The sequence below is a fragment of the Polaribacter sp. Q13 genome (genome assembly GCF_016858305.2).
GTDB lineage: Bacteria > Bacteroidota > Bacteroidia > Flavobacteriales > Flavobacteriaceae > Polaribacter.
This window is the reverse complement of record NZ_CP074436.1, coordinates 177835-192972: the sequence shown is the minus strand read 5'-3', so window position 1 is coordinate 192972 and position 15138 is coordinate 177835. Positions and strand designations below refer to the sequence as shown.

Here is a 15138-nt window from a genome sequence, read left to right as displayed (position 1 = left end):
CTTAAAGTCCTTTAATTTTTATTTTTGATGAAAACGGAATAATCCAATCTTTGTGTTTAAAGCTTTCTTTTTGTTGATACAAATCTACCTTTGGGTTGATGTACCTTGTGCTTAATCGTCCGTTTAAGGCGACGTAACTTTCTGCAAAAATAGCAATATTTTTATGTCCCTGACTTTTAAAATGATCGCCTAAATAATGCACATATTCTAAAATAAAATCAGGTTGATAACTCATTTGTTTTTCTTGAAATGTGGTTAAAAAATCTTTATTATCCACCATAAAAGAACGGCCTGTTTTTGTATCTACCACCCTAAAGGTTGTCATTCCTGCCTTTTCCATTAACATTACCCGCCAAGAAAAACGGTAGCCTTCTTCTGTCCAAAATAATTCACCAGGATACAATAAAGACCTAAAAGGCAATAGCAATTGAATGATTAAGAAAACACTTAAAAACGGAATTAATATTTTTCTATTGGTTTTTGAAAATTGATAATGTTTTTCGATAATTACACTAGTTCTCGATACAATTTTTCGTTCCTCAAAATCACTCGAACTGACATTTAAGAAATATCTTTTTATAAAATTTATTATTTTCTGATGAAAACCAGCCTCAAAAAATATCAATGTAGAAATAATCATTACAAAAGGAAACATACCAATTGGAAACAAAACCCTTGTAAAAACATGGAAAAAGACCACTAGAACAAACGCAAAAACTCTTGTTCTTTTATACAATAACAAAAACGGAATTGTTAAATCGTACAACATACCAGACCAACTCATGGCAAAATGAAACCATTCTTGTTGCATAAAATTATTACCAATTAAAGGAAGGTCATATTTTGATGGCAACCATATTTTTAAAGGCATTGCTCTAAACAACCAATCTGAATTTAGTTTTGCCAAACCAGCATAAAAATATACAACGCCTAAAAGGATTTTAATAATATCAATCGGCCATTTGGGTATGTTTGTATATTTCTTTTTAGTTCTTAAATTATCAACAGAAAAAGTAGCATTTGCGGGTAAAAAAATCAATACAAAACTAAGAACCGTAATAAAATAATAATGATTTAAGTATGTGGTTTTATCCATAAATTCTACATATGTAAAAGATAGAAAAAATGTAATTATTGCCAATCTATATTTATAACCAAACGCTATAAAAAGGGCGGATAAACCACAAATAATAAACAATAAGTAGGTGTAATCACCAATTGGTTTTATCCAATTGAAGCCATAATACGTAAAATGAAATTTTGGTTCTATATACAGCGTTTCAATCCAACCATTTGCCCAAAACCGAACAATACTAGCAAACATCATTAAACCAAAAAACAAACGAAAAACAGCTAAAGGAGCTGCATTTGTTTGTTCTTTAAAATTGTAATTTAAAAATTTCATCAAAATAAAAAAACCTGAAAACTTATTTATGTATAAATTTTCAGGGTGTATTTTAGTTTATTATATCTGTTTTAATCTCCGTCTGCATCAACATAATCTACACTTATATTAAAAGCTTGCAACATATCTACTTTTAATAAAACTACCACTTTTTGCAATTCATCATACGCCTTTCTCATGGCAACATCGTTAGTGTTTATTTGCTCGTAAAAGTTAGCATTTAATGTATTAATCTGTGCTTTAGCAACTGTATTTTGATTGATAATACTTGTAGAAATATCAGCTCTGTCTAATTCAATTAAATAATTACTAAAACCAATTCCTGATGTATTAGAATTATACGATTTTCCTTCAAATAGGTTTTCTACAGCTGTTAATGCTTCTAAAGCCAATTCCTTAGAGTAGACTTTACTATAGTAACCTTCTACTTTTTCTGGTAAAGGAGTTGGAGAAAAATTACCAACTGGAGTTCCAATCTTATTCGCTCTTAAGCCTTTTTCATAGTAATATATGTAATCATTTATCAACATATTTACTGCACTTGTAACGGTATTAGAAACACTTGCAATAAATTCACTTCTAAACGTAGCCCAATCTGTCACAACCTGTGCTGTTAAGCTATCCATTTGGTTTAGAACATCTGTTATGTACTTTTTGTAACCAATAGCATTTGAATCTGTAGTAAACTTTGCAAGAATAGCGGCATCTGTATCTGCAACGCCGTACAATAAATAGTCTAACGCAGGGAAACCTTGTGCATCATGGTTATTAGCACTATCTAAATCATACACTCCACTAGAAATGTTTGTTTCAACGTCTGTAACCGTTAATGGGTAAATATTCATATAAAAAGAATATTGTAGCTCTTCTGCTTTACCAATATTAAACATTTCTACGTGTTGCCAAGTTTTGTATGCGGCCAACCAAGAAGTTCTTAATGCTTCTAAATTAGCTTGATTTGGATTGGTAGTAAACGTTTCTCCTGATGTTTTTAAAGCTGACATTTTAGAACTAAAATCATTATACGCTGGTATAATAATGTTATCTGCAATATTAGTGAGCATTGCAGCTCTATCAAAACTATCTTTTACTGTTGGCTCTCCTTCTTCAGAGGTTGAGCAGCTATAAACTACACTAATTGAAACTAAAAGGAGTAAAATTTTTCTAAACATGTTATTTCTATTTATTCTAAATAAAGATACAAAAATAGGAAAAAGCAACCATTTACGATTGCTTTTTCCTATTTAATTACCTCAAATTCAATTATAATGATGCTTCTGCTAAAGTGAAGCTAAATTTTGCTGCAATAGCTGTAGAAACTTCATCTATAGTTGCATCTGTTACATCCCAAAAACCATTACCAGCTTGTAACTTAGTCATAAAGCCATCTACTTCTGCTTTTGTAAAATAAGCTTCTGTAGAATTTGGTTTTCTAGTAAATTGTAAACTATATACAAAACCTAAACCTTCTGAAAGTGCATGGAAAGCAGATGCTTTATCTATACTTAAATTTGCTTTTCCGCTTTGTAAATAATGAATCCCTCTTACTGCAATAACAGTAGAAATTTTTTCTTTTAAAATTACTATCTGTGCATCTCTTGTTGTGTAATCTTTTTCTGAAATAGCAGCTCTTCCTAATTTAAATGCATTGTAAATATCTCTACCTATGCTAGAAAAGTTGGTGTTTTCTAAAACTTTACCTACATACTCATTTAAAAATTTATCTGCTTCATATGTTGGTGCAGCAATATTATCTTCGTTACCATATAAATAACCAAAAGCTTCATCCCATTTATGTTCCATAGAAGTGTAATTTTCACCATCTAAAAAAACATCTGCATCATTATCTGCCTTATTTGTTCCTGCATCTAAAACAGCAGTACTTAAATAGTTATTTAATATTTGATCTACCATTAAACCACCAATTAAACTTTTAGCTATTAGTTGGTTGTACTCAATACCTTTTTCATTTACATATCTTAGAGAACCACCACCAGCTTGTTGAATTTTCCCTGCAACACCTGCAGCAGCATCCGTATTCCAATTAGGAAAAACATCATCTACTTGTGCAGCAATCCAACCGTCAAACTCCGCTTTAATAACAGCAGCTTCCGTAGTATTTGCAGCATAAAAATCTGTAGATGCAGCAGTTTTACTTCTAAGGCTTTTTGAAGAAGCGTTTAAATCGGCATCTGAAAAATCGGCATCTCCAGCAGAATGTCCAAACTTTCCATTTAAAGTAGCAACCGTTTCTGTAGTATTTACAAGAGCTGTAATAAACTCACCTCCCATTTCAATTCTAGTCGTTTGTCCGTTAAAATCTACTGTTGTAGCAGCGTTTCTTTCAAAACTATAAGTAGCAGGAGCAACTGTTGGGTTGTCGGTATCGTTATCATTATTACTACAAGATATTAATGTTGCTACAATTGCTAATGATAGAATTACTTTTTTCATTTTATTTAGATTAAATATAAATAGATTCTTATTTTTCTGCAAATATAAAATTCATATTGACTTACACAAAGTTTATTTAGATTTAGTTTAAATAAATGAGTATTATAATTATAATGATTTCAAATAAGAAATTACTGCCTTTCTAATATCGTAAGAAAGTTCAGATTCAATAGGCGTATAAATATTTAAAACTTCTTTATTTTCTTTGGATAAAAAAGGAATATCAAAACCTTTTAATAAATAATCAGAAAAGGCAACGCTATAGGTTTTATTAATGTTTAATTCTTCGTTTTTAATCAACCACTTCTCTCCTATTTTTTCAGCATTAAAACGCTGTAAATAAGCACCTGTACCTTTTGCTTTATTACCATAATCTAACACTCTTTTTAGTAGCCCTCCTTTTATTTTAACTTTTAAAATTGCTCCACCATAAGGCAACACTCTAAAAATATCTACAGGTGTTATATGCCCACTCAATTCATCATCAATTCTTATAGAACCGCCATTTACAAGAGCACAGTCCACTTTATCATTATAAGCAAAAGACATAGATTGGGTAATGATTTCTCCTAAATTTGTTTGTGTACTTCTAATTGAAGCATCTCTTCCGTCTAACGGTGTTTTAGCTTCAAAAATAACTTCCTCTGGATTTTTTATAATCTCAGTAATTTTTGAAGTTAAAATTGTTTGCCATTTCGATACAATTTTGGCTACTTTTTCATCCGGTTTAACGGTAGCATTGATTTCTTTTAATTCTGATGTAGCCACCGCTTTCTTTGTTTTCTTATCATAAGAAATTCGATGAATATACACTGTTTTTGCATTGGCATCTGCTTTAGAAATTTGCACATTTCCAACAAAATCATTACTATTGGTATGCTCATGTCCTCCCATAATTAATGGTAGGTCTGGAATTATCTTTGCAATTTTTTTGTCATCTTCTAAAGCTACATGCGTTAACCCAAAAACCACATCTACAGAATCTTTTATAGCTGCATAAGAGGCTCTTGCTTTTACAAACATACTTCCATATTCTACAAAATCCTTTGGATTGGATGGAATACAAACACTTATAAAACCTACTTTTATTTTGGTACCATCTTCATCTGAAAATTCTTTGATAAAAGTTTCTCCCACATGCTCTTTATGACCATTAACTTCTTTGTAAAAAGGAATTGCAGCCTCTTTTGTTTTTAATTTTACGTTGGCAGAAATCCAAGGAAAATTACTTTCGTTTAATCTTTTTTGAAGGGCCACTTTAGAAACATCAAACTCATGGTTTCCAAAAGCAACCAAATCGAAGTTCATGGCATTCATTACTTCTACCATTTGTTTCCCTTGAATTCTTTCTCCATCAATTTTAATGGTTCCTAATAAAGACGGATTCAAAAAATCGCCAGCCATAAAAAGCATGGTGTTTTTATTTTCTTCCAATAATTGTTTGTGTACCGTTTCTACTCTTTCCATTCCTCCGAATTCTCCTCCTTGTATAGGGGCAATTTCGTACACATCATTTAACTGTAAAAAAGTAAAGTCTATTTTATCATCATCTTTAGAGCAAGATGCTAAAATTGTGATTCCTAAAAAATATAAAAATAGCTTTGATAATTTCATGTCTGAATTCTTTTTGATGCAATATATAAAATAAGAAATATTCTGAAAGTAATTTATTTTTACATATTATAGATACGTTTAAATTAAAAATAAGCATCGTTTTTATTCATTTCTTATTTTGTTTCGATGGGTTAATCCCCAATCTCTCATTGTTTCAATTACTTTATCTAATGATTTTCCGTAATCCGTAAGGCTATATTCAACAGAGACAGGCATAGCGTTAAATACCTCTCTGTTTATTAATCCATTTATTTCTAACTCCTTCAATTCCTTGGATAACATTCTTGGGGTTATTCCTTCAATTTGGCGCTCTAATTCTTTAAATCTATGAACTTTAAAAGATAGCGCTATAATAATTGGTAATCTCCATTTTCCTCCAATTATGTCTATAACATCTCGAACAGGAAGAATAAATTTTTTACATTCTGTTGGAGTATATATATTCATTTCACTCTTTTTTTTATCCATCTTTAGATTCGTCTTAATACTTTACTATACCAAAGCATATCGATATACTTTAGTATAGTAGTATACTTTATATAGCAAATTTAACATAAATTTGTTCATAATAATCAAAGAATATTAAAATGAAAAAAACATTAATTTTAAGTTATACTCCAAGAGATAATTCCAATACAAAAAAAATGCTTGATTTCTTTATAGAAAACAATCAAAACAAAACAGAAATAACATTTGTTGATTTAGCAGAAGAAGCTCCAGATTTATTATTAAAAGAAAATTTGAATCTTTATGTAAATAGAAATTTTGGTGGTGTAGCACTTACGGATGAACAACAGAAAATTTTAGCCAAAAATGATAAAATGATGCAACAATTATTGGATACAGATTATGTTGTTTTGGCGAGTCCGATGTACAATTTTTCAATTCCTGCAACAGTTAAAGCTTGGTTTGATGCTGTCATACAAGCTGGAAAAACTTTTGGATATACAGAAACTGGTGTTCAAGGATTCTGTAAAAATACAAAAGCTTTGATATTAATGACAAGTGGAAGTGATTTTGGAATGGAACCTTATAAAAGTGTTAATTTTGCAACTCCTTTTTTAATAACAGCTTTTGATTTTCTTGGGATTCCTGCTGAAGCTATCAATAAATTTGGTATGATACAATATGCAGACAAATCTGAACAAATGATAGCCGATGCAAAAGAAGAAATTAAAAATGTAAGTGATAAATGGTATTAATCCGAATTAATTTTGAGTTACAGAAATAGTAATAAGTTAATTAAGTGTTTCCATTTTCAGTCTGTTGTTTTATTCAAAAAAAAATCAGATTCTGATTAGGGAATTATGCCTTTTAGCTTACTGTTAACCTATAAAGGTAATTATTCTTTACTTATTAAAAAGTCTCTAAAGCCTTGTTATAAGCACTTTCAAAACTCATGGGTTTTAAATTTGTATCTGCTTTATGCGTGGTAAAATAACTCAATAACTTTTCTGTTGGCATATTACCAGTCAACTCATCTTTTGCCATTGGGCAACCTCCATAACCTTTAATGGCACCATCAAAACGATGGCATCCAGCTTTAAAAGCTGCATCTACTTTTTCGTGCCATTTATCTGGAGTGGTGTGTAAATGTGCGCCAAACTCTATAGATGGATACTGCGGAATTAAATTAGAAAACAAATAGTCGATTACTTCTGGTGTTGAACTCCCTACAGTATCGGAAAGTGATAAAATTTTAACGCCCATAGAAGACAATTTATCGGTCCACTCTCCTACAACCTCCACATTCCAAGGATCTCCATACGGATTACCAAAACCCATAGACAAATACGCCACTACTTCTTTATTGGTTTTATCTGCAATATTTAAAATGGCATCTAACGTTTCTATAGATTCTTGTATTGTTTTATGCGTATTACGCATTTGAAAGTTTTCTGAAATAGAAAAAGGATATCCTAAATAATCGATTTCTTCAAACTGAGAAGCATCGTTTGCACCTCTTACATTGGCTATAATTGCTAACAATTTACTTTGCGTTCTAGACAAATCTAATTTAGACAAAACAGCTGCAGTATCTCGCATTTGCGGAATTGCTTTTGGTGAAACAAAGCTGCCAAAATCAATAGTATCAAATCCTACTTTTAAGAGTGAGTTAATATACAATGCTTTTTTTTCTGTAGAAATAAAATGGCTTTTTATTCCTTGCATTGCATCACGCGGACATTCTATGATTTTTACTTTTTTCATCAATATCAAAGATAGAAATTCTAATGAAGTGGCAAAACATTTTTTAATTGATTATTACCTGCTTTTTGGTACTTTCGCTTTTCTATATGAGCCACTCAAAACATATTCTTCCAATAATCATTATTTCTCAGTTTTGTTGCACTTCTTTATGGTTTGCAAGCAACGGTGTAATGACAGATTTAGTAATCAGTTTTAACTTAAGTACTATTGCGCTAGGCTATTTAACATCTGCAGTACAATTTGGTTTTATTATGGGGACTTTAGTCTTTGCTTTGTTTACCATTGCAGACCGATTTCCCCCATCTAAAGTGTTTTTTTTCTGTGCAATTTTAGGTGCGTTTTTTAATTGGAGACTTATTTTCGATAATCAAACTTTTTTCTCGCTAATAGGTATGCGATTTCTAACTGGTTTTTTCTTGGCAGGAATTTATCCTGTAGGTATGAAAATTGCGACAGATTATTTTGATAAAGGCCTGGGTAAATCTTTAGGCTTTTTAGTTGGCGCATTGGTTTTAGGTACTGCTTTACCTCACCTATTAAAAGACATGATGCATTCCTATTCTTGGAAAACAATTATTACATCAATTTCTGTTTTAGCCGCTTTTGGCGGATTATTAATGTTGCTTTTTGTACCTAACGGACCTTATAGAACTGCCGGAAAAAAGCTAGATATTACCATTTGTTTTTCCATCTTTAAAAATGTGAAATTTAGAAAAGCTGCTTTTGGTTATTTCGGGCACATGTGGGAACTCTATACCTTCTGGACTTTTGTACCTATTCTTTTAAAAATCTACGAGAATTCACATACAGACACCCAACTTAATATTCCTTTATTATCCTTTATAATTATTGGAACAGGAAGTTTAGCTTGTGTTTTAGGAGGCTATTTATCACAAAAATATGGCCCAAAAAACATTGCTTATTTAGCCTTATTTTTATCTTGTATTTGTTGTCTTATTTCTCCGTTGATGTTTCAACTAACAAATGAAAATCTATTTATTGCCTTTTTACTTTTCTGGGGAATGGTAGTTGTTACAGACTCTCCATTATTTTCTACTCTAGTTGCACAAAATGTAGCGTCAAAAAATAAAGGAACAGCATTGACCATTGTTAATTGTATTGGTTTTGCAATCACTATTGTAAGTATTCAATTAATAAGCAACTACAAAGAAATGACAGATTCTAATGCTATTTTTATGCTATTAGCCATTGGTCCTATTTTAGGATTATTTACTTTTTCTAGAAAAGAAGTTCATTCGTGAACTTAAAAACATCTCGATACAATTTTGCGAAAAGCAACATCACTTGATGTGACAATTCTATAATAAACTTAGTAACGCAAGCTGTCTGATTGAGGCATCTGATAAAAAAATATCAAGCGGAAATGATGACTTGCAGTTTTGTCATTTCGTATTCTATGACTCTACCAAATATATTTTAGTAATTTTTAAGCAGCATATTTTAAAACATTTACATAAGGAGTTTGTCTTTTTATAGCTGCAAAAATTCGTGATAATAATTTATTTCTAATGATGTTAATTGTACTCATTTTATTCTTTCCTTGTTCGACTCTTCGATTATAAAATAGCTTCATTTCTGGATTGTATTGTATTGCTGATTTTGCACACATATCAAAAAGACTTTTGATTTTTTTATTAGCAAGATTACTTACTTTGGTTCTCCCTCTTATACTTGTTCCTGAAGTATTCGGAAAAGGAGCAATACCAGAATAAGAAGCAAACTTTCTCCAAGAAGCAAACTTTGTAAATCCGTTGGTTGTTACAATCATAAATAAAGCTGTTTGACTACCAATTCCTTTAATACTCACAATTAGTTTGTATTGTTTTTTAAGTTGTTCACTAGCCTTAATTATTTTGTTCATTTCGGCTTCAACACTTTTAATTTGCTTTGTAAAATATTTTATCATTTTCTCTTGAGTTTCTAAAAGAAGTTGATTCTCTTTTCTAGTATAAACTCTTTTCTGTTCTTTAAGTGTTGCTTTATAACCAGCGTTTTGTTTCACTAGCCTTTCTCTTAATGTTAAAAGGCGTTTTAATTGATGAATGTTTTTTGATGGAAGTTTATATGGTTTAATTTCATCTCTTAATCGATACCCATATAATGCTATTTTTGTAGCATCTACTTTGTCATCTTTTCCTCTTGATATTCCTAGAGATTTCTTTATTTCTAAACCTGGAATTAATGCGAAATAAAAGTTATTTACATCAAAAAATGATGCGATTTCTTCAGAATAAATACCTGTGTGTTCCAAAACAAATAAAGTGTGTTCCTTAGAAATAGAGTTGTTTTTTTCTACCCATTTTATAAGTGCTTTAAAACCTTTTAAGTTATTCTCAAATGCTTGATAACACTGATTACTGTGAATCCGAACATCAAAGGTTAATTTACTAATGTCGATACCAATAGTTTGTTTAATTTTCATAATTTTGTTTTGTGTTAGTAAAAAATGATTACGTTGACTAAAACCTTTAAAAGGTCGAAACTGAAATTCTATTTGGTCCTTTGTAATCGGAAATAAAAGAATGGAGACTAATACGAAATATAGATCTGATAAATCTAGACTTAAGGAAAGTTCACTCCATTCTTTTTTATTATAAAACATGAGTTCTATATTGGACTAAAATATAAGAATTAAACTCAATAATTATACTTTGCTAATCTAAAGGACCAAAGGGAGAAATCACATAATATTGCTCAATTTACGTTCTCCTCTTTATGAGACTTCTCCCAAAAGGTCGAAGTAACAGTTTTGTGAAGTTTTTTATAATTTCAAAAAAAAATAATTGATTCACAGTCACTTGTAAAAAAAAATCAATAGTTATAAAATTTCTTTTTCAGAAATTTTATAACTAGAACATTTTGTTTATTACACCCAAAATTACATTTTACACAAACAAAAAAAAGGATAGCAAAACTAATTGCTATCCTTATATTCTTATGTTTCTTCACCGAAATTAAAAGTGATCAATTTGGTGTAATCATCGTTATGTAATTTCTACGAAAAGTCGAAATGACAAATAATCTACTAAACTTTAGTCAAAACCCAAAGCTGCACTTCTTCTAAAGGAGCTGCTTTTTTGTTTCGTTTTGTTTTATCAACCACAGGTTTTATGGTTTTCTTTAAACATTTTTCTAGTTTAAAACGAATTCCTTTTGCTAATTCCTTTTCTATCGGATTTTCTTTTGTAAGATTCTTTATTTGAGCTGCATTAGAAAATAATACGACTAATTCCCCGTCTTCAGACAACCTATTATTTGCTTCTGCAAAAAACTTAGGAAACAAGTTTTTATTATAATAAACAGCTTCGTCTATATTTTCTTCTCCAGAAATTGCTGGCAACCAAGGCGGATTGAAAACTATTAATTCCGTTTCTTTTTCCCATTTACCAAAAAGAGATCCGTGATCTAATTCTATTTTACGAGACAATTTGGTCTCTCCCATAAATTCTTTTAAACCAAAAATAGCATTCGGGTTTGTATCTGTACCAAATACTTTCTGAAAACCATGTTGCACCATCTGAAAAGACAAAACACCACTACCAATACCAACATCTATAGCAGATTTTTTTGGTCCTTCGTATCGTTTTAACCAATTATCAAACAAGGTTAATTGATCGAAACGCGTAGGAAAATATACGCCATAATAAGGATGTACTTTGTTTCTTAAAACAGGCACTTTAATTCCTTTATTATACTTTTGCCAAGCACTGTTTAATCTTTGAACTTCTGGAAACGTTAATAAAAAATTATTTTTATTTGCAAACATTTTAGCAAACCAACCAATTTTAGGCGCTTTGTCTACCACCACTTTTTGATTTTTAATTTGTAATAAAATTTGATTAGAAAGCGTATGGTATTCTACACGAAATGCATGTTGCTCTTTAATTGTTTTATTTGGCAAACGAATTTTTAAATGTTTTTGCAACTCTTTTAAAAGCAACATTCCGTTGCTATAAAATTCCGTAATTAAAACAGATTGCCCTTCCCTCATCGCATAAAGCGTTTCTCTTACATCTGTATTACTATCAAATTTTATTAGATCATCACCTGGGTGAATTGGTGTTGGTTTGTTTATTTGTAACGCTGAACTCATTAATTTATGTGTATTATATAGAATTGCAGCTTAATGCTATTTGCAACTCATTCTTTTAAAAATTAGAAATCGTATTAAAATCTAGTAGCAATCTACAATCAATTGTTTACCAAATAATATTTTGCAAAGATACTTTTTAAAACCTAGTATTTTAATTATTCACAGAAATAGCAAAAAATTATATATACCATTTTTTTATCCTTTAAAATTAGCCGTTTTTTAAATCATTTTTTATAGAATCGATAAAAATTACCAAAGAAGTTTTTAGAGATAGAAATAATGAGTTTATTATTCGGATATTTGTTTCTTATTCTTACTTTTCAATAGTAAATAATGATAGACAATACTACTTTAGACAATTTAAATAACTCACTTTCTGGTGATGTTCTTTTTGATAATTTACATAAAACTTTATACGCAACCGATGCTTCTGTTTACAGGAAAATTCCATTAGCGGTCGCTTTTCCAAAGGATGAAAAAGACTTAAAAACCTTAATTACCTTTGCAACTAAAAACAATATTACGTTAATACCAAGAACCGCAGGAACTTCTTTGGCAGGACAATGTGTTGGTGACGGTCTTGTGGTAGATGTTTCTAAACATTTTACGAACATTATTTCTTTTGATGAAAAAGCAAAAACCGTAACATTACAACCCGGAATTGTAAGAGATTCTTTAAATGTATATTTAAAACCTTTCGGTTTGTTTTTTGGTCCAAATACATCTACATCTAACCGTTGTATGATGGGCGGAATGGTTGGAAATAATTCCTCTGGAAGTACCTCTATAAAATATGGAGTAACTCGTGATAAAGTTTTAGAAATTGATGCCGTTTTAAGTGATGGTAGCACCGCAATTTTTAAAGAAATTACTTCGGCAGATTTCATCAAAAAAACAAAAGAGAATACACAAGAAGGAAAAATTTATAAAAGTCTTTTTGATGAGCTTTCATTAGTTGAAAATCAGCAAGAAATTAAAAACGAATTTCCTAAAGAAACCATTCACAGAAGATGTACTGGTTATGCTATTGACGAATTATTAAGTTCAGATTTATTCGGAGGAACTTCAAAAACCATAAATGTTGCAAAATTATTAGCAGGAAGTGAAGGAACTTTGGCTTTTTCTACGTCAATTACCTTGCAATTAGACCCCCTTCCTCCTTCTCAAAGTATTATGGTTTGTACGCATTTTAAATCTATAAACGAAAGTTTAAATGCTACTGTAATTGCCATGAATCACAATTTATATAATTGTGAGTTAATGGATAAAACCATTTTAGATTGCTCTAAAAACAATAGAAAATTAGCCGAAAATCGTTTCTTTTTACAAGGTGATCCAGAAGCTATCTTAATGCTAGAAGTTTCTTCAAATACCATTGAAGAAACCGAAATTTTAGCAGATAAATTAATTGCCGATTTAGAGAAAAACAATTTCGGATATCATCATCCAAAAGTGTACGGAGCAGATATTGCAAAAGTACATTATTTACGTAAAGCAGGTTTAGGTGCTTTGGCTAATATTGTAGGAGATAAAAAAGCGGTTGCTTGTATAGAAGATACTGCAGTTGCTTTAGAAGATTTGCCTAATTATATTGAGGAATTCACTCAAATTATGGCCAAATACCAACAAAACGCTGTGTATTATGCACATGCTGGCGCTGGTGAATTGCATTTACGCCCTATTTTGAATATCAAGAAAAAGGAAGATGTGGTTTTATTTAGAAAAATTACTACTGAAACGGCTGAGTTGGTAAAAAAATATAAAGGTTCTTTTTCTGGTGAACACGGAGACGGAATTGTGCGTGCAGAGTTTATTCCGTTAATGATTGGTGATAAAAATTACCAGTTATTAAGAAGGGTTAAAAAAGCATTTGATCCAAACAACGTATTTAATCAAGGAAAAATTACGGATGCTTTTGCAATGGATGAAAACCTTAGATATGAAATTGATAGAGTTGAACCAGAAATTAAAACCATTCAAGATTTCTCTGATAATGAAGGAATTTTAAAATTAGCAGAAAAATGTAATGGTACCGGAGATTGTAGAAAACCTGTAGAAGCTGGCGGAACCATGTGTCCTAGTTACAGAGCTACTAAAGACGAAAAAGATACTACAAGAGCAAGAGCAAATACCTTACGTGAGTTTTTAACAAATTCTACGGAAGCAAATAAATTTAATCATAAAGAATTAAAACAAGTTTTCGATCTTTGTTTAAGTTGTAAAGCGTGTGCATCAGAATGCCCAAGTAATGTGGATATTGCTACCATGAAGGCAGAGTTTCTTTATCAATATCAAGAAACAAACGGGTATTCTTTTAGAAATAAATTATTTGCAAATAATGCCAAGTACAATAAATTAGGAAGTTATTTACCTACAATAACTAACTTTTTCACAAACACTACACTAACAAAAAAAATATTAGGTGTTGCAGTTGAAAGAACAGTTCCTAAATTAGCGAATCAAACCTTAGAAAGTTGGTTAAAGAAACACTTTGCAACTTCGATTGCTGCTGAGAAAACTAAAAAGTCTCTTTATTTATTCAATGATGAATTCACCAATTTTTACGATGCAGAAATTGGACAAGACGCTGTAATTTTATTAGAAAAATTAGGCTACGAAGTAAAAACGGTAAAACATGATGAAAGCGGAAGAAGTCATATTTCTAAAGGTTTCTTAAAAGAAGCGAAAGCAATTTGTAATAATAATGTTGCTACTTTTAAAGAAATTATTACAGACGAAACTCCATTGGTAGGAATAGAACCTTCAGCAATTTTAGGTTTTAGAGACGAGTATATTCGTTTAGCGGATGATAAAAAATCCGCAGAAAAAATAGCGAAAAATGCTTTAACCTTCGAAGAATTTTTAGCAAAAGAATTAGAAAAAGGTAATATTGATACTTCTGTATTTACATCTGCAGCTAAGACTCTAAAAATTCATGGCCATTGTCATCAAAAAGCATTGTCTAGCACACATGCAAGTTTTCAAATATTAAATATTCCAGAAAATTATAAAGTAACCATTATCAATTCTGGTTGTTGCGGAATGGCCGGTTCTTTTGGGTATGAAAAAGAACATTACAAAGTTTCTATGCAAGTTGGTGAAGACACCTTATTTCCAAAAATTAGAAATACACCAGAAGACACACAAATTGTGGCTGCAGGAACAAGTTGTAGACACCAAATTTATGATGGAACAAAACGTATTGCAAAACATCCTATTACTATTTTAAAAGAAGCGTTGGTTTAATTTAGTAAGCAGTTTTTAGTTGCAGTTGGCAGTAAACAAAGAAGATCCAAAGAAATTAAACAAACTTCTAAAAGATATTTAACGGAAATATATG

At 30.5% G+C, this 15138-nt stretch carries 11 protein-coding genes; 3 read left to right on the top strand and 8 right to left on the bottom strand.

The window, feature by feature from the left end; all coding sequences use genetic code 11:
- Position 1: 1 nt before the first annotated feature.
- The 5 genes from JOP69_RS00885 to JOP69_RS00865 form a co-directional block, all read right to left on the bottom strand.
- Positions 2–1405: an HTTM domain-containing protein gene (locus tag JOP69_RS00885; RefSeq protein ID WP_203393682.1), complete on the bottom strand. Its 1404-nt coding sequence runs from the start codon at positions 1403–1405 to the stop codon at positions 2–4.
- A 71-nt stretch (positions 1406–1476) separates the two neighbouring features.
- Positions 1477–2577 (bottom strand): imelysin family protein, encoded by a 1101-nt coding sequence (locus JOP69_RS00880; RefSeq protein ID WP_203393681.1) that lies wholly within the window; start codon positions 2575–2577, stop codon positions 1477–1479.
- Positions 2578–2668: 91 nt separating this feature from the next.
- A complete protein-coding gene (locus tag JOP69_RS00875) occupies positions 2669–3859 on the bottom strand; it encodes a DUF4856 domain-containing protein (protein ID WP_203393680.1) in 1191 nt (396 codons plus the stop codon).
- A gap of 108 nt (positions 3860–3967) precedes the next feature.
- The gene (locus JOP69_RS00870; protein ID WP_203393679.1) at positions 3968–5473 is read right to left on the bottom strand and encodes a bifunctional UDP-sugar hydrolase/5'-nucleotidase; all 1506 of its coding nucleotides are present in this window, start codon (positions 5471–5473) and stop codon (positions 3968–3970) included.
- A gap of 102 nt (positions 5474–5575) precedes the next feature.
- The gene (locus tag JOP69_RS00865; RefSeq protein WP_203393678.1) at positions 5576–5920 is read right to left on the bottom strand and encodes a helix-turn-helix domain-containing protein; all 345 of its coding nucleotides are present in this window, start codon (positions 5918–5920) and stop codon (positions 5576–5578) included.
- A 140-nt stretch (positions 5921–6060) separates the two neighbouring features.
- Between JOP69_RS00865 and JOP69_RS00860 the strand changes: the two genes are divergently transcribed.
- Entirely contained in the window at positions 6061–6675 is a 615-nt protein-coding gene (locus JOP69_RS00860) for an FMN-dependent NADH-azoreductase (RefSeq protein ID WP_203393677.1), read from the top strand.
- Positions 6676–6829: 154 nt separating this feature from the next.
- Here JOP69_RS00860 and JOP69_RS00855 read toward each other — a convergent pair whose 3' ends face one another.
- Complete coding sequence (locus JOP69_RS00855) at positions 6830–7684, bottom strand: hydroxymethylglutaryl-CoA lyase (protein WP_203393676.1); 855 nt, start codon at positions 7682–7684, stop codon at positions 6830–6832.
- A gap of 86 nt (positions 7685–7770) precedes the next feature.
- On the opposite strand from JOP69_RS00855, the gene JOP69_RS00850 reads away from it, so the two are divergent.
- Positions 7771–8946, top strand: a complete 1176-nt coding sequence (locus tag JOP69_RS00850; RefSeq protein WP_203393675.1) for a nitrate/nitrite transporter — start codon at positions 7771–7773, stop codon at positions 8944–8946.
- A gap of 185 nt (positions 8947–9131) precedes the next feature.
- Here the strand turns inward: JOP69_RS00850 and JOP69_RS00845 are convergent, their stop codons facing one another.
- Both JOP69_RS00845 and JOP69_RS00840 read right to left on the bottom strand, forming a co-directional pair.
- Positions 9132–10127 (bottom strand): IS110 family transposase, encoded by a 996-nt coding sequence (locus tag JOP69_RS00845; protein WP_215602640.1) that lies wholly within the window; start codon positions 10125–10127, stop codon positions 9132–9134.
- A gap of 603 nt (positions 10128–10730) precedes the next feature.
- Positions 10731–11798, bottom strand: a complete 1068-nt coding sequence (locus JOP69_RS00840) for a Rossmann-like fold-containing protein (protein ID WP_203394442.1) — start codon at positions 11796–11798, stop codon at positions 10731–10733.
- Between the two features lie 333 nt (positions 11799–12131).
- Between JOP69_RS00840 and JOP69_RS00835 the strand changes: the two genes are divergently transcribed.
- The gene (locus JOP69_RS00835; RefSeq protein ID WP_203394443.1) at positions 12132–15044 is read left to right on the top strand and encodes an FAD-binding and (Fe-S)-binding domain-containing protein; all 2913 of its coding nucleotides are present in this window, start codon (positions 12132–12134) and stop codon (positions 15042–15044) included.
- Positions 15045–15138 lie beyond the last annotated feature (94 nt).